This is a genomic window from Nocardioides panacihumi, from assembly GCF_039530925.1.
Classification (GTDB): Bacteria; Actinomycetota; Actinomycetes; order Propionibacteriales; family Nocardioidaceae; genus Nocardioides; species Nocardioides panacihumi.
Genome location: NZ_BAAAPB010000008.1, coordinates 174,343 through 197,208, shown reverse-complemented (window position 1 = coordinate 197,208; position 22,866 = coordinate 174,343). Strand labels below are relative to the sequence as shown.

General features: G+C 69.1%; 26 protein-coding genes. 22 read left to right on the top strand and 4 right to left on the bottom strand.

The genetic code is table 11. From position 1 onward, the window contains the following. Window positions 1-80 precede the first annotated feature (80 nt). Together sucB and ABD205_RS21900 are read left to right on the top strand one after the other, a co-directional pair. Window positions 81-1,853, top strand: a complete 1,773-nt coding sequence (gene sucB, locus ABD205_RS21905; protein ID WP_344048641.1) for a 2-oxoglutarate dehydrogenase, E2 component, dihydrolipoamide succinyltransferase — start codon at window positions 81-83, stop codon at window positions 1,851-1,853. Window positions 1,854-1,984: 131 nt separating this feature from the next. Further along, the gene (locus ABD205_RS21900) at window positions 1,985-2,890 is read left to right on the top strand and encodes a TIGR01777 family oxidoreductase (protein ID WP_344048639.1); all 906 of its coding nucleotides are present in this window, start codon (window positions 1,985-1,987) and stop codon (window positions 2,888-2,890) included. On the opposite strand, the gene ABD205_RS21895 is transcribed toward ABD205_RS21900, so the two are convergent. Beyond that, the gene (locus tag ABD205_RS21895) at window positions 2,853-3,419 is read right to left on the bottom strand and encodes a hypothetical protein (protein WP_344048637.1); all 567 of its coding nucleotides are present in this window, start codon (window positions 3,417-3,419) and stop codon (window positions 2,853-2,855) included. The genes ABD205_RS21900 and ABD205_RS21895 overlap by 38 nt on opposite strands. Window positions 3,420-3,523: 104 nt before the next feature. Between ABD205_RS21895 and lipB the strand changes: the two genes are divergently transcribed. The 3 genes from lipB (at window position 3,524) to ABD205_RS21880 (ending at window position 6,011) form a co-directional block, all read left to right on the top strand. After that, entirely contained in the window at window positions 3,524-4,246 is a 723-nt protein-coding gene (gene lipB, locus ABD205_RS21890; RefSeq protein ID WP_344048635.1) for a lipoyl(octanoyl) transferase LipB, read from the top strand. Window positions 4,247-4,323: 77 nt separating this feature from the next. Beyond that, a complete protein-coding gene (lipA, locus tag ABD205_RS21885; protein ID WP_344048633.1) occupies window positions 4,324-5,265 on the top strand; it encodes a lipoyl synthase in 942 nt (313 codons plus the stop codon). A 41-nt stretch (window positions 5,266-5,306) separates the two neighbouring features. Then, on the top strand, window positions 5,307-6,011 hold the full coding sequence (locus ABD205_RS21880) for a DUF4191 domain-containing protein (protein ID WP_344048631.1): 705 nt from the start codon (window positions 5,307-5,309) through the stop codon (window positions 6,009-6,011). 69 nt (window positions 6,012-6,080) lie between these two features. Here the strand turns inward: ABD205_RS21880 and ABD205_RS21875 are convergent, their stop codons facing one another. Beyond that, window positions 6,081-6,500 carry an RDD family protein gene (locus tag ABD205_RS21875; protein ID WP_344048629.1) on the bottom strand — a complete coding sequence of 140 codons (420 nt, stop codon included), beginning with the start codon at window positions 6,498-6,500 and terminating at the stop codon, window positions 6,081-6,083. 190 nt (window positions 6,501-6,690) lie between these two features. Here ABD205_RS21875 and glnA point away from each other — a divergent pair, with 190 nt between their 5' ends. After that, entirely contained in the window at window positions 6,691-8,115 is a 1,425-nt protein-coding gene (glnA, locus tag ABD205_RS21870; protein ID WP_344048627.1) for a type I glutamate--ammonia ligase, read from the top strand. 27 nt (window positions 8,116-8,142) lie between these two features. On the opposite strand, the gene ABD205_RS21865 is transcribed toward glnA, so the two are convergent. Both ABD205_RS21865 and ABD205_RS21860 read right to left on the bottom strand, forming a co-directional pair. Beyond that, a complete protein-coding gene (locus tag ABD205_RS21865; RefSeq protein WP_344048625.1) occupies window positions 8,143-9,273 on the bottom strand; it encodes a tyrosine-type recombinase/integrase in 1,131 nt (376 codons plus the stop codon). After that, a complete protein-coding gene (locus tag ABD205_RS21860; protein ID WP_344048623.1) occupies window positions 9,221-9,952 on the bottom strand; it encodes a hypothetical protein in 732 nt (243 codons plus the stop codon). Before ABD205_RS21860 ends, ABD205_RS21865 begins: the two co-directional genes overlap by 53 nt. A 99-nt stretch (window positions 9,953-10,051) precedes the next feature. Between ABD205_RS21860 and ABD205_RS21855 the strand changes: the two genes are divergently transcribed. The 16 genes from ABD205_RS21855 (at window position 10,052) to ABD205_RS21780 (ending at window position 22,860) form a co-directional block, all read left to right on the top strand. After that, on the top strand, window positions 10,052-10,240 hold the full coding sequence (locus tag ABD205_RS21855) for a helix-turn-helix transcriptional regulator (protein WP_344048621.1): 189 nt from the start codon (window positions 10,052-10,054) through the stop codon (window positions 10,238-10,240). 84 nt (window positions 10,241-10,324) lie between these two features. Continuing rightward, complete coding sequence (locus ABD205_RS21850; protein ID WP_344048619.1) at window positions 10,325-10,492, top strand: hypothetical protein; 168 nt, start codon at window positions 10,325-10,327, stop codon at window positions 10,490-10,492. Beyond that, a complete protein-coding gene (locus ABD205_RS21845; RefSeq protein ID WP_344048617.1) occupies window positions 10,489-10,866 on the top strand; it encodes a hypothetical protein in 378 nt (125 codons plus the stop codon). The genes ABD205_RS21850 and ABD205_RS21845 overlap by 4 nt, the downstream gene beginning before the upstream one ends. Continuing rightward, window positions 10,863-11,465, top strand: coding sequence for a hypothetical protein (locus ABD205_RS21840; protein ID WP_344048615.1), 603 nt, complete (start codon window positions 10,863-10,865; stop codon window positions 11,463-11,465). The genes ABD205_RS21845 and ABD205_RS21840 overlap by 4 nt, the downstream gene beginning before the upstream one ends. After that, window positions 11,465-11,710, top strand: a complete 246-nt coding sequence (locus ABD205_RS21835; RefSeq protein ID WP_344048613.1) for a hypothetical protein — start codon at window positions 11,465-11,467, stop codon at window positions 11,708-11,710. Before ABD205_RS21840 ends, ABD205_RS21835 begins: the two co-directional genes overlap by 1 nt. 452 nt (window positions 11,711-12,162) lie before the next feature. Then, window positions 12,163-13,515 (top strand): HNH endonuclease, encoded by a 1,353-nt coding sequence (locus tag ABD205_RS21830; RefSeq protein ID WP_344048611.1) that lies wholly within the window; start codon window positions 12,163-12,165, stop codon window positions 13,513-13,515. Between the two features lie 56 nt (window positions 13,516-13,571). Then, window positions 13,572-14,810 carry a phage portal protein gene (locus tag ABD205_RS21825; protein WP_344048610.1) on the top strand — a complete coding sequence of 413 codons (1,239 nt, stop codon included), beginning with the start codon at window positions 13,572-13,574 and terminating at the stop codon, window positions 14,808-14,810. Continuing rightward, window positions 14,803-16,560, top strand: a complete 1,758-nt coding sequence (locus tag ABD205_RS21820) for a hypothetical protein (RefSeq protein ID WP_344048609.1) — start codon at window positions 14,803-14,805, stop codon at window positions 16,558-16,560. Before ABD205_RS21825 ends, ABD205_RS21820 begins: the two co-directional genes overlap by 8 nt. Continuing rightward, window positions 16,560-16,904 (top strand): hypothetical protein, encoded by a 345-nt coding sequence (locus ABD205_RS21815; RefSeq protein WP_344048607.1) that lies wholly within the window; start codon window positions 16,560-16,562, stop codon window positions 16,902-16,904. The genes ABD205_RS21820 and ABD205_RS21815 overlap by 1 nt, the downstream gene beginning before the upstream one ends. Further along, window positions 16,901-17,254 carry a hypothetical protein gene (locus ABD205_RS21810; protein ID WP_344048605.1) on the top strand — a complete coding sequence of 118 codons (354 nt, stop codon included), beginning with the start codon at window positions 16,901-16,903 and terminating at the stop codon, window positions 17,252-17,254. Before ABD205_RS21815 ends, ABD205_RS21810 begins: the two co-directional genes overlap by 4 nt. 12 nt (window positions 17,255-17,266) lie before the next feature. Further along, the gene (locus tag ABD205_RS21805) at window positions 17,267-17,704 is read left to right on the top strand and encodes a hypothetical protein (RefSeq protein ID WP_344048603.1); all 438 of its coding nucleotides are present in this window, start codon (window positions 17,267-17,269) and stop codon (window positions 17,702-17,704) included. Continuing rightward, window positions 17,704-17,865 carry a hypothetical protein gene (locus tag ABD205_RS21800; RefSeq protein ID WP_344048601.1) on the top strand — a complete coding sequence of 54 codons (162 nt, stop codon included), beginning with the start codon at window positions 17,704-17,706 and terminating at the stop codon, window positions 17,863-17,865. The genes ABD205_RS21805 and ABD205_RS21800 overlap by 1 nt, the downstream gene beginning before the upstream one ends. Before the next feature lie 3 nt (window positions 17,866-17,868). Continuing rightward, window positions 17,869-18,243 (top strand): hypothetical protein, encoded by a 375-nt coding sequence (locus ABD205_RS21795; RefSeq protein ID WP_344048599.1) that lies wholly within the window; start codon window positions 17,869-17,871, stop codon window positions 18,241-18,243. Continuing rightward, window positions 18,240-18,497 carry a hypothetical protein gene (locus tag ABD205_RS21790; protein ID WP_344048597.1) on the top strand — a complete coding sequence of 86 codons (258 nt, stop codon included), beginning with the start codon at window positions 18,240-18,242 and terminating at the stop codon, window positions 18,495-18,497. The genes ABD205_RS21795 and ABD205_RS21790 overlap by 4 nt, the downstream gene beginning before the upstream one ends. A gap of 128 nt (window positions 18,498-18,625) precedes the next feature. Then, complete coding sequence (locus ABD205_RS21785) at window positions 18,626-19,816, top strand: hypothetical protein (protein WP_344048595.1); 1,191 nt, start codon at window positions 18,626-18,628, stop codon at window positions 19,814-19,816. Beyond that, on the top strand, window positions 19,816-22,860 hold the full coding sequence (locus ABD205_RS21780; RefSeq protein ID WP_344048593.1) for a carbohydrate binding domain-containing protein: 3,045 nt from the start codon (window positions 19,816-19,818) through the stop codon (window positions 22,858-22,860). The genes ABD205_RS21785 and ABD205_RS21780 overlap by 1 nt, the downstream gene beginning before the upstream one ends. Window positions 22,861-22,866: the final 6 nt, after the last annotated feature.

The following is a 22,866-nucleotide window of genomic DNA, read 5'->3' as shown; positions in this document are numbered from 1 at the left end:
GGTGCAAAGATGGGGCGCGGGCGGGAATCCCGGACCACCAGCATCAAGGCGCATCCACAGAGGCGAGCGAAGGAACTGCATTGGCTACCGAAGTCACACTGCCGGCACTCGGCGAGTCCGTCACCGAAGGCACTGTCACCCGCTGGCTCAAGAACGTCGGCGACACCATCGCCGTCGACGAGCCGCTCCTCGAGGTCTCCACCGACAAGGTCGACACCGAGATCCCCTCGCCCGTGGCCGGCACCCTGCTCGAGATCCGCGCCAACGAGGACGACACCGTCGAGGTCGGCGCTGTGCTGGCCATCGTCGGCGCTGCTGACGAGGAGGGCTCCGCCCCGGCCCCCGAGTCCGCACCCGAGCCCGACTCCGCACCCGAGGAGCCCGCCCAGTCCGAGCCCGTCGAGCAGGAGGCCCAGGACCCCGCCGCGGCCGAGGCGCCCGCGCCCGCCGGCGAGGAGGCTCCGAAGCCCACCGGCGACACGCAGCCGACGAGCGGGGCCGGCACGTCGGTCACGCTTCCCGCGCTCGGCGAGTCCGTCACCGAGGGCACCGTCACGCGCTGGCTCAAGCAGGTCGGTGACAGCGTCGCCGTCGACGAGCCGCTCCTCGAGGTCTCCACCGACAAGGTCGACACCGAGATCCCCTCGCCGGTCGCCGGCACCCTGCTCGAGATCAAGGTCTCCGAGGACGAGACGGTCGAGGTGGGCGCCGAGCTCGCCATCGTCGGCGATGCCTCGGCGGCTCCGGCCGCGCCCGCCGAGCCCGAGAAGGCAGCCGAGCCCGAGAAGGCACCGGAGCCTGCTCAGGCCCCTGCACCCGCCGCCCCGGCACCCGCCGCACCCGCCGCGCCCACCGCTCCGGCGCCCGCCGCTCCGGCTCCCGCCGCGCCCGCCGCTCCGGCTCCCGCCGCTCCGGCCGCCTCGTCGGACGAGGGCCACGGCTACGTCACCCCGCTCGTGCGCAAGCTCGCCGCGCAGCACGGTGTCGACCTCGCGAAGGTCACGGGCAGCGGCGTCGGAGGCCGCATCCGCAAGGAGGACGTGCTCGCCGCCGCCGAGGCCGCCAAGGCACCGGCCGCCCCCGCCGCCGCTCCGGCCACTGCTGCGCCCGCGGCCGCCGCCGCTCCGGCCACCCCGTCGCCGTTGCGCGGCACGACGGAGAAGGTCAGCCGGTTGCGCAGGGTCATCGCCGATCGGATGACCGAGTCGCTGCACGCCTCGGCCCAGCTCACCCAGGTGATGGAGGTCGACGTCACCAACATCGCCCGCCAGCGCGAGGCGGCCAAGGCCGAGTTCCTGGCGCGCGAGGGCGTCAAGCTGACGTACCTGCCGTTCTTCGCCAAGGCGGCGATCGACGCGCTCAAGCAGCACCCGAAGCTCAACGCCAACCTCAACACCGAGGCCGGCGAGGTGACCTACTACGACCGCGAGAACATCGCGTTCGCGGTGGACACCGAGCGGGGCCTGCTGACCCCGGTCGTGAAGGACGCGGGCGACCTCTCCATCGCCGGTCTGGCGAAGAAGATCGCCGACGTCGCGGAGCGCACCCGCACCAACAAGATCACGCCGGACGAGCTGTCGGGCGGGACGTTCACCATCACCAACCTGGGTAGCTTCGGGGCGCTCTTCGACACCCCGATCATCAACCAGCCGCAGGTCGCCATCCTCGGCCCCGGTGCCGTCGTGAAGCGCCCGGTCGTCATCGACGACCCGAACCTCGGCGAGACGATCGCCGTGCGCCACATGGTCTACCTGTCGCTCACCTACGACCACCGCCTGGTCGACGGCGCCGACGCCGGCCGCTTCCTCCAGGACGTCAAGAAGCGCCTCGAGGCAGGCGCGTTCGAGGTCTGACGCCGAGTCGGCGCATCCTCGCCGTCCAGCAAGCCCGAGTCGGCGCATCCTCGCTGTTAGGTGCGAGGATGCGCCGACTCGGCGTTTCTGAGGCGCCAGGTTGCGCCGACTCGGCCCGGTAGGTTGGTGGCATGTCACGCGTCGTTGTCGCCGGCTCGTCAGGGTTCCTCGGGACGCAGCTGCGCGAGGAGCTCGCGCGGCGGGGCCACGAGGTCACGGCGCTCGTACGCCGCCCGGCCCGGACCGGGGAGTCCACCTGGAACCCGTACGCCGGCATGCTCGACCCCGACGTCATCGAGGCTGCCGACGTCGTGGTGAACCTCGCCGGCAGCCCGACGTTCGGCAACCCGCACTCGCGGCGCTGGTCGCAGCGGCTGCACGACAGCCGCGTCACGACCACCCGGGTGCTGGCCGAGACGATCGCGGCGTCACGCCGGCGGCCGGCGTACCTCGCCGGCAACGCCGTCGGGTGGTACGGCGACCACGGCTCGCAGCGGGTCGGCGAGTCCGCCGACAGCCGGGGGCACACCTTGATGACGCAGGTGTGCCGCGACTGGCAGGACGCCGCGCGTCCCGCCGTCGAGGCGGGCGGCCGGGTCGCGTTCCTGCGCACGAGCCCGGTCATCGACCGGACGAACGCGCCCCTCAAGCAACTGGTCCCCGTCTTCAAGGCGGGCCTCGGCGCGCGCGTCGGCAACGGCCGGCAGCGGATGCCGATGATCTCGCTGCGCGACTGGCTGGGCAGCGTGCTGCACCTGGTCGAGCACGATGTCGACGGTCCCGTGAACCTGACGTGCCCGCATCCCCCGACCAACGCCGAGTTCACCGACGAGCTGGCCCGGCAGGTCGGGCGGAAGCCGCTGCTCGCGGTGCCGGGCGCGGCGATCAGGCTCGGTGCCGGACGCCTCTCCCCCGAGCTGCTCGGCTCGGTGGACGCGCGGCCCGACGTCCTGACGGCAGCGGGCTACGAGTTCCGGGATCCCGACGTCGCCGCGATCCTCACCGCCGCCCTGGCGCGGTCCTCGGAACGGGCCTGACCGACGCGACCAGCCAGGCTCCGCGGACCAGGCGCAGAGCGACGTCCCGCTCGCTCGTCGTCCCAGCAGGAAGCTGCTCGGTCCGCCCGGCGCCCGCCGCGACAGCACCGGTGACGCGGTCACGCACCCGGAGCACCCAGCGCGTCGGGCCACGGGCCCTGACGTGGACGGCCAGCAGCTGCGTGGTCAGGTCGTCGACCGCCAGTCCGCGCGCGGTCCAGGCCGTCAGCATCGCGACATCGGCCTCAGCCGCGCTCGCACCCGGCACGTAGAGCGCTTCCAGAGCCCGGGCGTCGCCCGACGACCAGGCCGCAGCACGTCGTCGGTCCCAGTCGCGCAGCACGCCCGCGGCCTGCGCCTCGATCCGCGCCGAGACGCCGGCGACCGGTGGCGGGCCCCGATGCGCCGCGGGCGCGCCCGGCGGGGTCGAGGGCCAGGCCACGACGACGAAGACGCCCACGAGCAGCCCGACCACGAGGATCGGGACCAGCAGCCGCGGTGCCGCGACGTTCGCCTCAGGAGACGTCATGGACAACACCTATCCCGATCCGGCGGTACGCCGCCGCGGTCATCCACAGGCGCCGACTGAGCACCGCTTCCTGGGTGGCGCGCTCGCGGAGGTACCCTCCCAGGGTGAGTGATCTGCTCTTCCAGGAGATCGGGACGATCGACTACCTCGACGCATGGGAGCTCCAGCGCGAGGTCCACGCGAAGGTGGTCGCCGGCGAGCAGCCCGACACCGTCCTGCTCCTCGAGCACCCCCCGGTCTTCACGGCCGGGAAGCGCACCGACCCGCACGAGCGCCCCGTCGACACCGACGGCGCCCCGGTGGTCGACGTCGACCGCGGCGGGAAGATCACGTTCCACGGGCCCGGCCAGCTGGTCGCCTACCCGATCGTCCGGCTCCCGTCCCACGTCAAGGTCGTCGACTTCGTGCGGCGCCTCGAGGAGGCGATGATCCAGGCCTGCGCCGACTTCGGTGTGACGACCGCACGCGTGCCGGGCCGCAGCGGCGTCTGGCTCCGGGCCGACGCACGCGGCCAGGAGCGCAAGGTCGGCGCGATCGGCCTGCGCGTCAGCAAGGGTGTGACCATGCACGGCATCGCGCTCAACTGCGACGTCGACCTCGGGTGGTACGACCGCTTCGTGCCCTGCGGCATCTCGGACGCCGGCGTGACGACGCTCAGCGTCGAGACCGGCCGCGACGTCACGGTCGCCGAGGCGCTGCCGGTGCTGCGGCGCCAGGTCGTCCGCTACCTGGCCTGGGAGCCCTACGTGGCGACCGCCGACTACGACCCGAAGCCCGAGCCGGCGCACGGACCCCGCATCGACCTGCTGACGCCGTCGCGCGGCTGAGAAGCAGGCACCCCTCGCCGGTCCCGGAGACGCTCCCCGACTGCGGAGACAGTGGGTGGTCGGCGTACCCTGAACCGGTGACGACTGCGCCAGCACCTGAAGGTCGCAAGCTCCTCCGCCTGGAGGTCCGCAACGCGGAGACCCCGATCGAGCGGAAGCCGGAGTGGATCAAGACCCGGGCGAAGATGGGACCTGAGTACAAGCACCTGCAGCAGCTGGTGAAGTCCGAGGGACTGCACACCGTCTGCCAGGAGGCGGGCTGCCCCAACATCTTCGAGTGCTGGGAGGACCGCGAGGCCACGTTCCTCATCGGCGGCGACCAGTGCACCCGGCGCTGCGACTTCTGCCAGATCGACACCGGCAAGCCGCAGCCGCTGGACCGCGACGAGCCGCGCCGCGTCGCGGAGTCGGTGCAGAGCATGGGCCTGCGCTACGCCACCATCACCGGCGTCGCCCGCGACGACCTGGAGGACGGGGGCGCCTGGCTGTACGCCGAGACGGTCCGCGCCATCCACGAGCTCAACCCTGACACCGGTGTCGAGAACCTGATCCCCGACTTCAACGGCAAGCCGGACCTGCTGCGCGAGGTCTTCGAGTCGCGCCCCGAGGTGCTGGCCCACAACGTGGAGACGGTGCCGCGGATCTTCAAGCGGATCCGTCCCGCGTTCCGCTACGAGCGTTCCCTCGACGTCATCACCCAGGCCCGCGACTTCGGCCTGGTCACCAAGTCGAACCTGATCCTGGGCATGGGCGAGACCCGCGAGGAGGTCTCGCAGGCGCTGCGCGATCTGCACGCCGCGGGCTGCGAGCTCATCACCATCACGCAGTACCTGCGCCCCAGCGTCCGCCACCACCCGGTCGAGCGCTGGGTGAAGCCGGAGGAGTTCGTCGAGCTGCGCGAGGAGGCCGACCAGATCGGCTTCTCCGGTGTCATGTCCGGCCCACTCGTTCGTTCGTCCTACCGCGCCGGTCGCCTGTACCGTCAGGCGATCGACGCCCGCGACGGCGTCTCCGCCTGATCCGTCCCTCCCCCGACACGCCTGAACCGAGAGAGCACCGCATGTCCCAGGTCGACCCGAGCACCATGAGCCGCCGCCGGCAGATCGTTGAGACCTACCGGCTGACCAAGCAGTCCGACCCGACCATCGGTCTGTGGCTGCTGGGATCCTTCGTCGTGGGCGCCGCCATCGGCTTCGCCGTGTTCTGGGTGTTGCCGGGCACCGGCGTGCTCGGACTCGTCATGTCGATCCTCGGCGCGATCCTCGGCGGCATCCTGCTGGTGATGGTCATCTTCGGCCGTCGCGCCCAGCGGGCGGCGTACAAGCGTCTCGAGGGCCAGCCCGGCGGTGCCGCCGCGGCGCTCACCATGCTGCGCCGCGGCTGGACCACCGAGCCCGCGATCGCCTTCAACAAGCAGCAGGACGTCGTCCACCGCGTGGTCGGCCCTCCGGGGATCGTGCTCGTCGGCGAGGGCAACCCGAGCCGGCTCCGGCCGCTGCTCACGAGCGAGCGCAAGCGCCACGAGCGGGTGCTGTACGAGGTGCCCGTCACCGAGATCATCGTCGGCAACGACGAGGGCCAGGTGCCGATGCCCAAGCTCGTGCGCACCATCATGAAGCTCGGCCGCAAGGTGAAGCCCGCCGAGCTGACCGACCTGCTGAACCGTCTCAAGGCGATCGACGCCAGCCGCGGCAAGGTCCCGCTGCCCAAGGGCCCCGTCCCGAACTCGATGAAGGGCATGCGCGGCAACCTGCGCGGCCGGTGATCCGCCCGCCGGTCCACTGATCCACCGAGCCATCGCGAAGCCCCGGCCGTCCGGTCGGGGCTTCGTCGTTCACGGGGTCAGGTGCCGGAGCTGGGCGCGGTAGGTCTCGAGCGTCACGGTGGCCGTGCCGGCGGCGATGTCGTGCAGTCCGCGCCCGTCGGGCCGGAAGATGAGCGGCGGAACGACGACGGCGACCATGATCTGGCGCGCCACCGCACGGAGCAGGTCGAGCGGTCGCGGGTCGCCGTCCACCCGCACCGTGCGCAGCCGCGTCGCGAGCTTGCCGAAGGACCCACCCGCGAACGCGGTGAGGAAAGCCGACTCCACGACGTACACGACGAGCACGTAGAACTGCTCCGGGCCGCCCGGCGAGCTGTAGTCGTGCCATCCCACGAAGAAGGCCACCACGAGGGTCGAGGCCAGCCAGTCGACGAGGAGGGCCACTCCGCGGCGGGTCCACGAGGCGGTCGGGAAGGTGGGGTCGGTCACGGTCGCCAAGCCTAGGCGCGGCGGGGTGGACGTCGGTCACCGGCAACCTGTTACATGGCTGAAACAATCCCGACACGGGGGCGCAACTGCCCCTGCCTACGGTGCAGGCACGACCCGACAGCAGAGTCGCCGCAGGGTCACCCCTCATCATTTCGCGGGCTGGGACGTCACGCTCAGCCAAGGAGGACGAATGTTCAACAACCAGGATGAGCTGTTCAAGTTCATCAAGGACGAAGGCGTCGAGATGATCGACATCCGCTTCGTCGACCTGCCGGGCATCATGCAGCACTTCACCGTCCCGGTGTCGTCCTTCGGCCCCGAGGTCTTCACGGACGGGCTCGCCTTCGACGGCTCCTCGATCCGTGGGTTCCAGGCCATCAACGAGTCCGACATGGCGCTCTTCCCGGACGTGACGACGGCGTTCGTCGACCCGTTCCGTGCCGCGAAGACCCTGGTGATGAACTTCTTCGTGCACGACCCGATCACCGGCGAGGCCTACTCGCGCGACCCGCGCAACATCGCCCGCAAGGCGCTGGCGTACCTGTCGACGACCGGCATCGGCGACACGGCCTTCTTCGCCCCCGAGGCCGAGTTCTACATCTTCGACAACGTGAAGTTCGAGACGAAGCAGAACACCGGCTTCTACGAGATCAACTCGTACGCCGGCGCCTGGAACACGGGCGACTCGTTCGAGCGCGACAACCGTGGCTACAAGGTCAAGTACAAGGGCGGCTACTTCCCCGTCTCCCCCACCGACCACTTCTCCGACCTGCGCGACGTGATGGTCAAGAACCTCGAGGCGTCGGGCCTGCTCGTCGAGCGCGCGCACCACGAGGTCGGCACCGCCGGCCAGGCCGAGATCAACTACCGCTTCGACACGCTGCTCAAGGCGGCGGACGACGTCATGAAGTTCAAGTACATCATCCGCAACACCGCCTGGGAGGCCGGCAAGACGGTCACCTTCATGCCGAAGCCCATCTTCGGTGACAACGGCTCGGGCATGCACGTGCACCAGTCGATCTGGAACGAGGGCGAGCCCCTATTCTACGACGAGTCCGGGTACGGCGGCCTGTCCGACATGGCGCGCTGGTACATCGGCGGCATCCTCAAGCACGCGCCCGCCGTGCTCGCGTTCACGAACCCGACCGTGAACTCCTACCACCGCCTGGTGCCGGGGTTCGAGGCTCCGATCTCGCTGGTGTACTCGTCGCGCAACCGCTCCGCCGCGGTCCGCATCCCGATCACCGGGTCGAACCCGAAGGCCAAGCGCATCGAGACCCGGTTCCCGGACCCGTCCTCGAACCCCTACCTCGCCTTCTCGGCCCTGCTGCTCGCCGGCATCGACGGCATCCAGAACAAGATCGAGCCGCCCGCGCCGATCGACAAGGACATCTACGAGCTCCCGCCGGACGAGATGGCCGAGATCAACCAGGTCCCGACCTCGCTGACCGCGGTGCTCGAGGCGCTGGAGGCCGACCAGGAGTTCCTCACCGTCGGCGACGTCTTCACGCCTGACCTGATCGAGACGTGGATCGACTTCAAGCGGACCAACGAGATCCTCCCCGTGCAGCTGCGCCCGCACCCGCACGAGTTCGAGCTGTACTACGACATCTGAGCCCTAACTAACCCCTGACCTGCGGTTTTAGGTTCCACCTCCTTCCGCAGTCCGCAGAGAGTCCGCACGAGCCGCCATCACCACATCGATGGCGGCTCGTGTGCTTTCGTCAGCGTCCGGCCACAGGTGCGCATACGTGTCGAGCGTGGTCTTCGCGCTCGCGTGCCTGAGTCGGGCCTGAACAACCTTCACGTCGGCGCCGCTGGCGATCAGCATCGATGCCAGGTAGTGCCGCAGGTCATGGAAGCGGAACGTCGGTGGCAGGGCGGGCACTTTCGCCCGTGCCGTCCGGATCGCCCGCTCGAGCGTCCACGGGGCCAACTGCTCGCCCCACATGTTCGAGAGCATCCACTCGCCGCGTCGCGACGTCGCAGCGACGTGCGCTGAGAGCTCCAGCGCGAGGCTCTGCGGGATCGGCACGGGCGTCTTGGACGTCTCGGTCTTGAGCGGATCGGCCGGGTACTGCACGGCCGGCGAGATGACGCCTCGCATGAAGTCGACGTCGCCAACCCGGAGCCCGCATGCCTCCGCGAGCCGGAGGCCGCCGAATGCGCCCAGGAGGACCGCTGCGCGCAGGTGCTCCGGCATCGCGTCGTGCAGCGCCCACATCTGCTCGCTGGTGCAGACGTAGGGCCGTTGCTTGCCCGCCTTCGGGGAGGTGCGTCTCGAGCACGGTGACTTTGCGACTAGGCCGTCATGGACGGCGTCAGAGTAGAGCTGCGCCAGGCGGGCATGGAGCGCGTAGACGTAGGAGTCGGCGAGACCCTCGGCCGCGAGCTGCGCACACCAGGTTCGGACGTGCGATGGGCGCAATGCACCGAGCTGCAAGTGACCGAAGGCCACCTTGATTCGCGCGATGTGAACCTCGGCCTGACGCACCGTGCTGTCACGGTTGCCGCGGTAGCCATCGAGCCAGGTGTCGCACCACTCCCCTACGGTCGTCCGAGCGAGGCGGGGCGCGATGTGCGAACCGGTAACGAGCTTCGCGGTCTGCTCGTCGAGCCAGCGCTGTGCGTCGACCTTGCGCTCGAAGTGCCGCGCGTGCTCCCTACCGGCATCGTCGCGGTAGCGAGCGCGCCACTTTCCGCCAGGGCGCTTGCGGATACTAGCCATTGCCCTCGTCCTCCTCGGACGTGCGCCATCCAGGGAAGGGGTCATCCAGCCAGGCGAGGTACTCGTCAGCGCCCTCGATGCCAACGACGAAGTAGTCCCCTACGTCCGCGTCGGGCTCGAGGCCCAGATTGGCGCGAAGCTTCGCCTTCTCCTCTTCTGTGGCCGGGCGCGAAGTGCCGCGCCCTCGCGCTGGAGGGATCAACTTCCGCTTGCGCGCAGCCTCCACATAGCGACCCGCCGTCGCACGGGAGACATTGAACGCCTTGGCGACGGCAGCAGTAGGACCGTCCCCGAGCGCATCGGCAACCAGGTAGACACCAGCGACCCATCGCAAGAAGAACGTCATGTGTCCGTTCGGCCACTGTCGCCGAACCAGATCCGGTACCTCCGCCAGCGTCTTTCCGGAGACTATTCCGGGCTGGCCCGCGAGAAGGTCATGCCGCATCCACACCGCACTGCGAGCCGCTGCCTTGACGACCGAGGCGACAGGGATGCGGCGCAAAGCCTCGCCATTGACTCCATCCTCCCCCACTTCGATGACGCTCACCTTGTGCGCGCGTGGACCCAAGATGTTCGCGACGATCTCGATCTCCGCCTCGGCGCCATCGATCTCGACCCGGGCGACAAAGCGCTCCGGCATCATCACGCCCGGACCGATCGCGACTGAGTGCCCCAGGAGCCAGTCGACCGGCAGCGGATCGACCGTCACATCAACTTCCGTCACAACCAGACACTCCCACTCGTGAGTCAGTCCCGTCAAGACCGACTCACGTCATGTTATGGTTTGAGTCAGCACTGTCAGCACTAACTCAGGAGGTTCGGCATGAACAGACCGAGGGAACTGCTCCGCATCACCGAAGTCGCCGAGTGGACGGGCTTCAGCGTGGCCACGTTTCGGCACTGGCGCGCGACGGGCCAGGGCCCGAAGTGCACGGTCATCGGCAAGCAGCTCGTCTACCGGCAGAGCGATGTACAGGCCTGGCTCGACGCCCAGTTCGAGGCCGCATCATGACGTGGCGGGGAGCCCATTCCGCCAAGAACTTGCTCCCCGCCACGCACCAGTAACGACTCCCCATCAACACGAACGGAGAGACGCGTGAGCAAGCGTCACATAGACGCCGACCCGACCGCGAATGCGGCGCTGCGGGCTGTCGGCAAGGACAACTTCCTGGCCGCTGAGATGCAGCGGAGAGCCCGGGCTCGTGAGGCCCTCGACGCCCGGCGCAGCGAGGAGATCCGTCGCCGGAAGGCGGATGGCGAGTGACCCGCGTGATGGGGCGGTGGAGCATCACGCACCGCGAGCCCGTGATGCTGATCCGAGGCCGCAGCGCCGCGGACATCTTGCGCCGGCACGGCTTCAAGCCGCTCTGGTCTGCGAGCGGTAAGGGCTGGGTGCTGGACGACCGGCACCTCGCCGACGTCGCGGCCATCGCCGGCATGAACACGCTCGGCTACAAGCTCCTGCACGCCGACAGTTCCGAGTGCCAGTGCACGACTGCCCCGAAGGCGCAGGCTCGGATCTACGACGCCGACCCGAGCGAGTGCAACTGCGATCTGCCCGATACGGCGGACGTGACACTGCTCAGCGACCTCCTTGACGCTATCGAGATCGGCCACTTCCATCGGGAGGCCTCGTGATCCCGTTCGAGGAGTTCTACGCGAGCAATCAGTTGGAGGCCCAGCGGCTTGCCCGCGATCCCAACGTCAAACCGCTCTACGTCCGCGTCATGTTCGCGGCCCAGGGCTGGGCCAACCTCATCGGTCACGCAGAGTTCGCGCTAGGTGGCCTCGCCGGTGTGCTCACGTCCAGCAACCCGCGCACTGGCGAGATCCACATCCCGTCCCGACAGCAGGTCACCAACGAGATCCGCCGCGCGGTGGACATGGGGCTCATCGACGAGATGTCCTCCGTCCGCTGCCTGGTCCCGAATCAAGAGCTGTACGCCAAGGTCGGCGGTAAGGGAGGCAGGACCTGCCGTCATCACCGCATCCGCTCCGAGTCGCGACAGTCTCGCGAAGGTCTCGCGAGACTGTCGCGAGGGTGTCGCGAGGGTGTCGCGAGCGACAGTGTGTACGACACCCCAGGGGTGTCGCGCTCTTACGAAAACGACACCCCTGGGGTGTCGCCCCGAAACCCCAGGGGTGTCGCCGTGAGCGCGAACCGCCCTATCTCTGATCTGTTCTGTCCCGAGCCGTCAGGCTCGGTATCCGCCACGGATCAGCGGGAGGCGTCGTGATGACCTTCCGCCGTCACTACGACTCAGCACGCCTCCCGCTGTGGACGCGCATCGTCATGTACGCCCTCGACCACAACGGCCAGCCGCTTCGGAAGGCCGAGCTCCACAACGCCGTCGACCCACTGCGCCAGGCGACATCCACCGAGATCACGCGCGCCATCCGACGTGCGGTCAACGTGGGGCTACTGGCGCCCGGGTCGTGCTGCGCAATCCTGCACATCGCCGACGAGGAGGACGCAGCGTGAGCGACCTCTGGTCCGGACACGTCGTGCGCCAGGCCCGAGCCGTCATGGCGATGCGCCTGCCCGCACCCTGCGCCCGTGGCTGCGGTCGCACGCTGACGCGACAGGACGAGTGGGTGGTCGGCCACATCAAGAGCCGGCACGCCTATCCGGAACTGACGTTGAGCCCGAGCAATTGGCAGATCGAATGTCGACCGTGCTCGAACGACTCGAGCAGCGACGCGATCGTCGAAAAGGCGATGCGAGACGGCGGTTTTTCCCACGCCCCCACGCCGGCGGAAGGCCCCGACCTGCCTGTTCTCCCTCCGGAGCCCAGCACGGACCTCCTGCGCCTCATCGACGCCGTTCCTGACCCCGAAGAGACCATCGCAGCCCTGCCGTGGTGCGTCGGACTCCTACCGGTTTCGGAGGATGCGTCCCTGCCGCTTGCGATGACGCCGCCGCATCCGCGTGCAGTGGGCTCCTACGGCGTCGAGGCGATCAGATGGGCCGAGGAGCGGCAGGCGACGACGCTGCGCTGGTGGCAGCGCCTCGCCATCATGCGCCAGCTCGAGCACGACGAGGACGGACGGCTGGTCTGGCGCCAGATCGTGGAGTCCGGGCCACGCCGTATCGGGAAGTCCGTGCGTCTGCGGGTCACGGCGACGTGGCGCCTCGAACATGCGGACCTGTTCGGCGAACCGCAGCTCGTTCTGCTCACCGGCAAGGACCTGCAGATCGCCCGGGAGATCCACCACAAGGCGTGGCGCTGGGCCGAGGAGGTCGCCGGCTGGAAGGTGCGCCGCGCGAACGGCTCGGAGGAGATCACCACCCCGGATGAGCACCGCTGGCTTGTCCGGGCACAGAACGCCGTCTACGGGTACGACGTCTGTTACGGCCAGGCCGACGAGTCGTGGGACGTCGACCCGCAGGCGATCACCGACGGTCTCGAGCCCGCCACCCTCGAGCGGATCAGCCCGCAGCTCCACCTGACGTCGACCGCGCACGTGAAGGCAACCTCGCTGATGCGGCGTCGTCTCCTGGCCGCGGTCCGAGGCGACGACCCGTCGACGCTCCTGCTGCTGTGGGGCGCGCGGCCGGGCGCGGACCCCGGCGATCCCGACGTCTGGCGCGCAGCCTCTCCGCACTGGTCGGAGGACCGCCTAGCGCTGGTCGCGTCGAAGTACGCCGCCGCGCTCGCCGGCGAGGACGACCCAGAGTTCGACGACCCCGACCCGATGCGCGGCTTCATGGCGCAGTACCTCAACGTGTGGCCCATGATCGCGGCGCGGGAGGCGCCCGGTACGCCACTGACGACGGCGAACGACTGGCAGGCGCTCGAGGCCGAGGTCCCCGAGGTTGCCCCTGGTGCTGTCGCGGTCGAGTCCTGGCCCGGTGCCGGTGTCTCCGTCGCGGCGGCATGGAAGCTCGCCAACGGGCGCACGGTCGTCTCGGTGTCGTCCCATCCCGACGTTGCCCAGGCCGCCGAGATGGCGAAGGCCTGGGGCTGTCGGGCGCAGGTCCTGGTCGGTGCCTCGCTGGCGACGGACCCGGCGTGGCAGAACATGCGCATCGTGCCGATGACCGGCACCATCGCGAACGCCGTCGCTGACCTGACGCGCTGGCTCGACGAGGGCACGCTGGCCCACGACGGTGGAGCGCATCTGGCTCGTCAGGCGACGAGCACCAGGACGAAGGCAGCACCCACCGGACTGCGCCCTGTCTCGGCTGGTCCGACGGATGCGCTCAAGGCGACCGTGTGGGCCGTGACGGCTGCGCGCTCGCGGCGTGATGGCCGGCCGCGGATCATCCTGCCCACCGCCGTATGACTTACGGGCTAATCGTGCCTCTACTCGAATAGTGCGCTTGGCCCAACACTGGAAGAGTGGGGTTCTGGTCGCGTCTCGTCGCCGGCGACCCCGTCGTGCCCGCGTTGAGCGAGGACCATCACGCCCCTCAGTTCGCGATCGACGAGACCTCCGTGCCGGCGTCCTTCTTCGGCCTGCCGTCGTACTCGTCCACCGTCGCGCTCGCACCTCGGATCGATCGGCGCTCCGCGCTGCAGGTTCCGGCGGTCAAGCGAGCGCGTGACCTGATCGCAACCACGCTCGCCACGCTCCCGATCGACCTGATCGGCCCTGACCGGCTCAAGGTGTCGAGCTCGCTTCTCGAGCAGCCGGAGCTCGGTCGTCCCCGCTCGGTGACGATGGCCGAGCTCTACGCGGATCTCCTCTTCGACCAGCACGCCTGGTGGCGCGTCATCGGCTTCGACTGGAGAGGCTTCCCCGCGCGGGTGCAGCGGGTCGATCCGACCTGCATCACGATCCAGCCGGACAAGCGCGTGTTCGTCACGAGCGCCGGCCACTACGGGCAGGTCACCGAGTGGGTGCCGGACAGCGAGCTGATCCACTTCGAGTCGCCGAACGAGCCGCTCCTGGTCGCCGGTGCCCGCGCCATCCGCACGGCACTGATGCTCGACGATGCCGCGCGGCGCTACGCCGACGGTGCCCCTCCGCTCGACTACTTCACGCCTGCTGACGGCGTCGACCCCGGTGACGACGAGGACATCGTCGGCATCCTCGACGCCTGGCAGGCCGCGCGTCAGACCCGCTCGACCGGCTACGTGCCCGCCGCCCTGAAGTACAACCTCGGCGGCTGGAACCCCGAGCAGCTCCAGCTCGCCGACGCGCGTCAGCACGCGGTTCTGGAGATCGCTCGCGTGGCCGGCGTGGACGCGGAGGACCTCGGCGTCTCGACCACCTCGCGGACCTACTTCAACGCCTTCGACCGCAAGCAGGCCCGGATCCAGGACACCCTGCGCGGCTACATGGTCTCCGTCGAGGAGCGCCTGTCCATGGGCGACGTGACGCCCCGCGGCTACACCGCCAAGACCAACCTCTCGGACTTCCTGCGAAGCGACGACCTGACCCGCTTCCAGGCCTACGCGCTCGGCCTCCAGGTCGGCGCCTACGCGGACAAGAACGACGTGCGCGACGCCGAGGGCAAGCCTCCGCTCGAGGGCGACGCGTCGGTCGCTCCCGGCGCCCTGGCCGCGTCGCTCGCCTCCGTCGCCGAGATCGAGAAGGCCCGCACCGACCAGAAGCCGGAGGCCATCCGTGGCTGAGCTGTTCACCTTCGAGGCCGCCACGTTCGCGGTCGACCGCGAGAGCCGCACGCTGACCGGCGTCCTGCTCCCGTTCGGCGAGGTCTCTCGTCCGGCGCGTGACCCGAGCAGTGGCACCACGGCGCGCTACTCCTTCGCCGAGGGCACGATCGACCTCCCTGACCCCGGGGACGTCGTCCTCAACTACGGCCACGACGGCACATCGCTCGCGGCGCAGGTCGGCATCGCGACCGATCTCAGCGCCACGCCGAAGGGCGTCCTGGCGAAGTTCAAGATCGCCCGCACCCCTGAAGGCGATCGGGTCCTGACGCTGGCCGAGGACCGCATCCTCAGGTCCTTCTCGGCCGAGGTCGAGGGCGAATTCGAGCCCGACGACGACGGCGTTCACCACGCCACGGCCACCACCCTCACCGGTGCCGCGGTCGTACCCAAGCCCGCCTTCACCGGCGCGCAGATCACCAGCGTCGCGGCATCAGCCGCGCAACCCCGGAAGGAGCCCAACATGGGCGACGAGCAGAACACCCAGACGCCCGAGGCTCCTGACTTCTCGGCCGTCACCGACGTCATCAAGACTGCGATCTCCGACGGCTTCGCCGCCTTCGCAGTCCCCGGCACGCGCGAGGTCGTGCCCGCTGCCGGCGGGCAGGTCCAGGTGAACGAGCCGCTCCCCTACCGCTTCGATGGCCGCCGTGCGCAGTTCAGCCTGCTCGACGACCTGAAGGCCCGCAACTACGGCGACCATGACGCCGCCGTCCGGCTGGAGAAGTTCGGCGAGGAGGCCTTCGAGGAGGTCGACCGGGCCGCCAGCGCCGCGAGCAACGGCGTCGCTCCCAGCTTCGAGGCCGTCAAGGGCGCCGCCCAGTTCGCGAACGTGACGACCACCAACGTCTCCACGCTCAACCCGACGCCCACCCGGCCCGAGCTGTACGTGCCCAACCTGTACTTCTCCCGCCCGCTGTGGAACCTGGTCACCACGGGACCGCTGGACAACATCACCTCGTTCATCATCCCGAAGTTCTCGGCCTCCTCCGGCGTCGTCGGCACCCACACCCAGGGCACTGAGCCGACGGACGGCTCCTTCTCGACCACCTCGCAGACGGTCAACCCGGCCGGCAAGAGCGGACGAGTCACCCTCAACCGCGAGATCGTCGACCAGGGCGGCAACCCGCAGGTCGACCAGCTCATCTGGACCGAGATGCTGCAGGGCTTCTATGCGGCGATCGAGAAGGACATCCAGGCAGCGCTGGCGGCCGTCGGCAACGAGACCGACCTCCAGGCCGGCACCGCGACCTCGGACTACGCGCTGGTCAACAAGCTGCAGCAGGACTTCGCGGCCAAGCAGTTCGTCGCGGGCGGCGACCAGTTCACCGCCTTCGCCTCCGAGCCGACGCTGTACGGCGCGCTCGTCGCCGCCAAGGACAGCCAGAACCGCCCGCTGCTCCCGATCCTCGGGCCGACCAACAGCGACGGCAGCCTGCGGGCGTCCTACGAGTCGGTGCAGGTCGGCTCGAAGAACATCACGCCGGCGTGGGCGCTCGCCAACGCGAACAACGCCAACATCGCCACTGCCGCCGCTCAGCGGTCGTACTGGTTCGCCCCGCGCTCGGTCTACGCCTGGGCGTCCGCGCCCCGTCGGCTCGACTTCGAGTACCAGGTCGCCAGCGTCGTGCTCGGCATCTGGGGCTACGCCGCCACCGGGATCACCCGGAACAGCGACGTCACCGCCTACGACATGACCACCGCAGACTGATGGTCAGCGCCCCTGATGGTGGGCCGTCGCTCGCCGACGTCCAGAGCTACCTGACCTCCGCGGGCCTCAACCCCGCGAAGATCGGGGACGCCGCCATCGCGGACGCGCTCGAAGCCGAGAGGCAGGACCAGGCCAACCGGCTCCGGTTCCCCCTCGGCCTGTACGACGACTCGCTCGCCGAGGCCCTGTGCCGCCGGGTCGCACGCAACCTGTCCGTTCGTCCGCTCCCGCTCGGTGTCCAGCCCACAGTCACCGACGCGGGAGCGGCCACGGCCTACATCGGCAGCACTGACCCCGAGGTCCGGCGCCTCGAGGCGCCCTACCGAAAGGTGACGGTCGGATGAGCCTCACCGACGACCGCCAAGTCATCGCGGCTGCTGCCTCGACCGTCACGGGCATCGACTGCGAGCCGAGCTACCAGCAGTCGCTGACGCCTGGTGACGGCTTCGTGCGACTCGCGGTGAGCAACCGGGCCGACAACGGGTTCGGCTTCGTCAACACGTGGCAGGTCTGGATCGCGCTGTCCCAGGACGTCGCGACCGCCGAGGAGTGGATGGACGACCACCTGAGCGAAGTCATCGACGCTCTCGACCCCGTCCTGCTCATCACCAGCGCCACCCCGTCGGAACTCATTCTCGCGGGCGGCGCCTCCATCAACGGACTCATCGTCGAAGGCGCCCGCGCGGCGGGCTGAGAGGAAGCACCCATGTCCAGCACGCCGCTCGGCACCCGGACGCTGAAGATCAAGATCGGGGCCACCGAGTTCTACACCGACATCAGCAAGTGCTCGATCGAGAGCGCCGCGTCCAGCTCGGACTTCACCTCGTTCGCGGCAGCCGCGTCCGGTGGCGCCCGCGATTACACGCTGAAGTTCACGGCCACCCAGGACCCGGCCGACTCCACCTCGCTGTGGTCGCAGGTCTTCAGCAACGCAGGCTCGACCGTCGCGGTCAGCATCAACCCCTACGGCGGCACGACCTTCTCGGCCAGCAACCCTGGCTTCTCGGGCAACGTCGTCATCACCGAGCCCGACGGGACTCTCCTCGGCGGCGACGCGGATCCCTCCACCACGGCCCGATTCACGATGGACCTCGAGTGGAAGTTCACCGCGAAGCCCACCAAGGTCACCACGGGCACGTACTGATGTCTGCCCGGAAGCCCAAGGCCGGCGACGTGGTCAAGGTCCCCGACCCCGCATGGGTCACCAAGCCGAGCGGCCAGACGATCCTGGTCGTCGGCGGCCGCTACGTGCTCGAGGCCGACGGCGATCACAAGGTCGAGCCGGCCAAGCTCGCCGGGGGCTGAGCCATGGGCACCTACGTCACCGGCCTGCGCGAGATCACGCGCGGCATGGAGCGCGCCGGTGTCGACGTCGAGGACCTCAAGGACGTCATGGGCGAGGTCGCCACCGAGGCCGCCCACGTCATGAAGCCCTTCATCCCTCGCAAGAGCGGCGCACTCGCTGACACCGCCCGCCCGAACCGCGCCAAGGGCCGCGCCATCGTCACGGTCGGTCGCGGCCGCACCTCGCTGCGAGCTGCACCGGTCATCTACGGCTGGCCCAAGCGCCACATCAGGTCCTCACGCGCCGTCGAACGGACCGACGACGTCATGGAAACCAAGGCCCCACAGATCCTCGAGCAGGGCTGGGCCGCCATCGCAGAAAGGCACGGCCTGGCATGAGCGCCGACATGACCGCCGACGACTTCTTCGAGTCCCTCACCGGCTTCGACGAGATCGCCATCAAGCAGCACTTCGGGGCCTCGGTCTCGAACCTGAAGGACGAGCCCATGGACTTCATGCGGGCACTCGTCTTCGTCGCTGAGCGCCGCGAGGGCAAGACCGACATCCAGGCCAAGGACGCCGCGCTCACGCTGACGGTCCGCGAGGTCCTCGCCTACTTCCCCGCCGAGATGGACGCGGGAAAAGCCCAGTAGAGGCCGAGCGAGAGGCCCGCGAGCTCGCGGTCTGGTGCCTCTCAACCGGCTTCGACGACCAGATGTTCACGCGGCTGACCCGGCTGCAACGCAGGACGTTCTACGAGATCGCCAGGAGGGGATGACGGATGGCTGCGAAGCCGGTCAAGATCGCGTTCCTGGCCGACACCGGCGATCTCAAGCGAGCGCTTGCCGGTGCCGAGGACGCCATGGAGTCGGCCGGCAAGACCGCCAAGTCCGCTGGCGAGAAGATCGACTCAGCGTTCGAGTCCACGGCCGGCCATGCGGACGACGTCGCCTCCAAGGGCGCCCAGGCGTCCGGAGCGCTCACCGGCTTGGGTGACCTGGTCGGCGGCAAGTTCGGGGCTGCGATGACTACCGGCGGCATCGCCACGCAGGCCTTCGCCGACGCTGGCGACCTGCTCAACGTGGTCACCGAGTCCGCGATCGTCAAGAAGATCAAGGACACCGCGGTCACCACGGTGCAGACCGCCCGCACCCTCGCCGCGGCGGCCGCTCAGAAGGTCGTCGCCGGCGCCACCAAGGCATGGGCCGTCGCTCAGCGCGTCCTGAACCTTGTCTTCGCGTCCAGCCCCATCGGATTCGTCGTCGTAGCCATCGCCGCGCTCGCGGCAGGGATCATCTATGCCTACAAGCACAGCGACCGGTTCCGGGCGATCGTCGACAAGGCGTTCGCTGTGGTGAAGGCCGCGGGCGCGGCCCTGTGGGCGGGGATCAGGATCTACTTCGGCGGCATCCGGGCCTCGTTCCAGACCATCATCAGCTTCGCCGGCAGCCTCGTCAGCCGGATTCGGTCCGGCTTCGACAACATCGTCGGCTTCATCCGCGGCGTGCCCGCACGGATCACCGCACTCGGCGGCAAGTTCCGCGACGCAGGCGCCTCGATCATGGGCCGCATCATCGACGGCATCAAGGGCGCCGCCGGGTTCATCGGGAACATCGCCTCCGGCATCTGGAACGGGGTGCGGAGCCTGCTCAACGGGGCCATCGACAAGATCAACGCCGCACTCAGCTTCTCCTTCCACGTTCCCCTGGGACCGACGATCCACGTCGACCCGCCCAACATCCCCCACCTCGCCAACGGTGGCATCGTCACCCGCGCCACCGTCGCCCTCATCGGCGAAGCAGGCCCCGAGGCAGTGATCCCGCTCGGGCGCCGCGGGCTGGGCGGCGACACCTACGTCATCAACCTCAACGGCACATTCGTCGGCTCGAGCAAGGCCGAGGTCGGTCGCTGGCTGAAGGAGGCGCTCCAGGCCCACCAGCGCTCCGGAGGCCGTTCGATGGCGGTGAGCTGATGGGCGTCAACCCGCTCAACATCAAGCAGGAGTACCTGCCGACGGACCGGCTGCGTCTCGAGGTGGAGACCCAGCCCAGCAACCCCTCCGGCCTGGTCAACCTCAACCTCAACCCGTCGGGCGATCTGGGCGCCTGGGGCTGGACGGGCTACCAAGGCAACGTCGACATCGCCGGCGTATCGGGCACGCTCGGCTTGCGCTACACCCAGGTGACCAGCGGAGTTGCTGGTGCCCTGCAGACCTACTACGTGCCGGTGACGGCGGGTCAGTGGGTGAGCGCGCGCTACGACCTGCTCAGCGTCGCCGCCTCTCGCAACGTGAAGTCGTACTTCAACTGGTACGACGCCAACCGCAACTTCCTGTCGGCCTCAGCGATCTCGGCGGCCGCAACCACCGCTGGGACCTACTACGCCACGGCGACCCAGGCCCCGGCGAACACCAAGTACGCGATCCTCGTGCTCTGGCTCTACAACGGCACGTCCGGCGCGGCCACGGTGGGCGAGAAGTTCATCGTGCGAAACGTCATGGTCACCAAGAACGCGACCAACTCGTTTACGACCGTTCGGACCAACCTCGTCACCAACCCCTCGTTCGAGACGAACACGACCGGGTGGTCGGCGAACAACTCGACGATCGCGCGCTCTACGACTGTCGCGTTCGTGGGCACAGCCTGCCTCGCTCTCACGTCCGCGAGCACGGCCTTCGCCGAGGCGCAGACCCCCGCGCAAGCCTTCCCGGTCACGGCAGGCCGCGACTACACCGCATCGCTCTACTCCCGCGCCGCCACCCAGCCACGAACGGCCATCTGCATCCTGCTGTGGGCCGACGCAAGCGGTGCACCCATCGGCTTCACCACCTCAGGATCTGCCACCAACTCGACGAGCGCATGGACTCGGATCACGTCCACCGCCACAGCCCCCGCTGGCGCGGCCTACGCCTCGGTCTGGCACAGAGTCACAGGCGCAGCGGTCGGAGAGGTCCACTACATCGATGGCGTCATGCTGGAGCAGACGTCGACGGTCGGGACCTACTTCGACGGGGCGACCACCAACACCACGGGTGTCGTCCACGCATGGACCGGCACGGCGAACGCATCTGCGTCCACCGAGACGATCACCGACTACCTGTACGTCGACCCGCGGGCCTTCCTGAACATCTTCAACAGCTCGACCGAGATCAACATCAGCCGAGCGCCACTGGACGCCTCCACCTTGTCGGCAACCACGATCGACCCCGCGCTCGACCCAGCCGACACCGTTGACGACGTCCTCGCCGTCGGTCGCATGGTGCGCGTCACCGCACTCACCGACTACACCGCCGGCCAGGTCTGGGAACCCATCTACGTCGGCTCGATCGACGACGTGGTCACGAAGTACGTCCTGGACAAGGACACGAGCACCGTGAAGCGGCGGATCACGTTCACGGCGAACGACGCAGCTCAGACGATCGCCAACGTCAAGGCCGCCAACGGCTACGACTACATCCCCGCACTCACCCAGATCCTGGCGACCACGAACGTCCCCTACCTCGTCAACGGGTTCGTCGCCCCCGTCACCGGCCCCGGCACCAACCCGGTCGCCCGCAACGACGACGCCTTCGTCATCGACCAGGTAGCCATCACCCGCGACACCAACCGGGGACTGGCATGGGCCGACCGTCTCGGACGGATCCAGGTCTGGGACACCTCGCTCATCCCCGGCGGCATCAACGGGTCCCAGCGCGCCGACATCCTGGCGCCCGACTCGCTCACCAACTGCACCCGAGCCACCGTCTCAGCGAGCACCCCCGACGGCACCCAGAACGTCGACGAGTTCACCGCGAGCTCGGCGGGCGACTTCTCCGACACCTGGAGCGGCTTCTACGTCCCGATCACCGCCGGCAAGCGCTACCAGGTCACCGCCTACGGCAAGGCCAACACGACCGGCCGCACCGTCACGCTCGAGGTTAACTGGCTCGGCCTGGACTACGCCAGCATCCTCGGCGCAACTGTCAGCGGCTCCACGACCGACACCACCTCCGGCTGGACCCTGGTCACCGTCGCCGGATCGGGCGCGTGGGTCGAGGCGCCGCAGGGTGCCTACGGAATGACCGTGCGCTACAAGGTCACCGGCGCGGCCTCCGGGGAGAAGCACCAGGTCTACAAGGTGCTCGTCGCCGAGGGGATGGTGAAGTTCGACAGCCAGCCCAGCGCCGACCCACAGGCCGACTCCTACTCCGACATCGACGTCTCGTTCGCCACGCACGCCTGCATCAACGTCGTCAACATCAACTTCAACCGCTACGACGCGGCGACCGGCGAGACCACCCAGATCCCCTACGGCCCCTACGTCGACCAGAACAGCATCGACAAGAACGGCCCCTACGCGGCCACCTTCACCATCCAAAGCGCGACCGAGGACCCCGTCGCAATCGCGGCCTACGGCGCAGCCGTCCTCGCCGCCAACGCCAACCCCGCTCGGACGGCGAACAGCATCACCGTTCCGGTGCTCGACGCCGACAGCATCCGGCACGCGGTCATCAACGACCTCTGCACCCTCGTCTCGGTCGCGTACTACGACGTCGCGACCTCGACGTACCTGACCCAGAAGACCGTCCGGATCGGCACGATCGAGCACCAGATCACGCCCTACGGCTGGCTGGCGACCTACACCTTCGACCCAGTCGGATCAGTCGCGACCCCACAAGTCACCCCCATCCCCGCGAACAACACCGGCGTCATCGAGGGCGTCTGGGTCGCCATGACGAAGGTCGCCGGCGCCGGCACCGCGCAATACATGATCCGCAACGGCTACGTCACGGTCGCCATCGCCAACTCCGGACTCACGTCCTACGCAGCAGGCTCCACGATCACCCTCGTCACGGCGGCCAACGGCATCCCAGCCGGCTACCGGCCCACAGCCACCGGCGGCCTCTACACAGCCAGCTTCTCCGGCAACGCCGTCGGCTACGTCGTCCTCAACCCCGACGGCTCGATCCAGGCGCACGCCTCCACCGCGGCGATGACCTCAGCCACGGCAACCATCACCTACCCGATCGGCGCCTAGGGGCCT

Excerpts from the sequence above, each read along its gene's own strand:
- ABD205_RS21800 (WP_344048601.1), top strand. The coding sequence starts at position 17,704 with ATGTCTGCCCGGAAGCCCAAGGCCGGCGACGTGGTCAAGGTCCCCGAC.
- ABD205_RS21795 (WP_344048599.1), top strand. The coding sequence starts at position 17,869 with ATGGGCACCTACGTCACCGGCCTGCGCGAGATCACGCGCGGCATGGAG.
- ABD205_RS21790 (WP_344048597.1), top strand. The coding sequence starts at position 18,240 with ATGAGCGCCGACATGACCGCCGACGACTTCTTCGAGTCCCTCACCGGC.
- ABD205_RS21780 (WP_344048593.1), top strand. The coding sequence starts at position 19,816 with ATGGGCGTCAACCCGCTCAACATCAAGCAGGAGTACCTGCCGACGGAC.
- ABD205_RS21880 (WP_344048631.1), top strand. The coding sequence starts at position 5,307 with ATGTCCCAGGTCGACCCGAGCACCATGAGCCGCCGCCGGCAGATCGTT.
- ABD205_RS21900 (WP_344048639.1), top strand. The coding sequence starts at position 1,985 with ATGTCACGCGTCGTTGTCGCCGGCTCGTCAGGGTTCCTCGGGACGCAG.
- ABD205_RS21855 (WP_344048621.1), top strand. The coding sequence starts at position 10,052 with ATGAACAGACCGAGGGAACTGCTCCGCATCACCGAAGTCGCCGAGTGG.
- ABD205_RS21785 (WP_344048595.1), top strand. The coding sequence starts at position 18,626 with ATGGCTGCGAAGCCGGTCAAGATCGCGTTCCTGGCCGACACCGGCGAT.
- ABD205_RS21865 (WP_344048625.1), bottom strand. The coding sequence starts at position 9,273 with ATGACCCCTTCCCTGGATGGCGCACGTCCGAGGAGGACGAGGGCAATG.
- ABD205_RS21810 (WP_344048605.1), top strand. The coding sequence starts at position 16,901 with ATGAGCCTCACCGACGACCGCCAAGTCATCGCGGCTGCTGCCTCGACC.
- ABD205_RS21835 (WP_344048613.1), top strand. The coding sequence starts at position 11,465 with ATGACCTTCCGCCGTCACTACGACTCAGCACGCCTCCCGCTGTGGACG.
- ABD205_RS21805 (WP_344048603.1), top strand. The coding sequence starts at position 17,267 with ATGTCCAGCACGCCGCTCGGCACCCGGACGCTGAAGATCAAGATCGGG.
- ABD205_RS21895 (WP_344048637.1), bottom strand. The coding sequence starts at position 3,419 with ATGACGTCTCCTGAGGCGAACGTCGCGGCACCGCGGCTGCTGGTCCCG.
- glnA (WP_344048627.1), top strand. The coding sequence starts at position 6,691 with ATGTTCAACAACCAGGATGAGCTGTTCAAGTTCATCAAGGACGAAGGC.
- ABD205_RS21815 (WP_344048607.1), top strand. The coding sequence starts at position 16,560 with ATGGTCAGCGCCCCTGATGGTGGGCCGTCGCTCGCCGACGTCCAGAGC.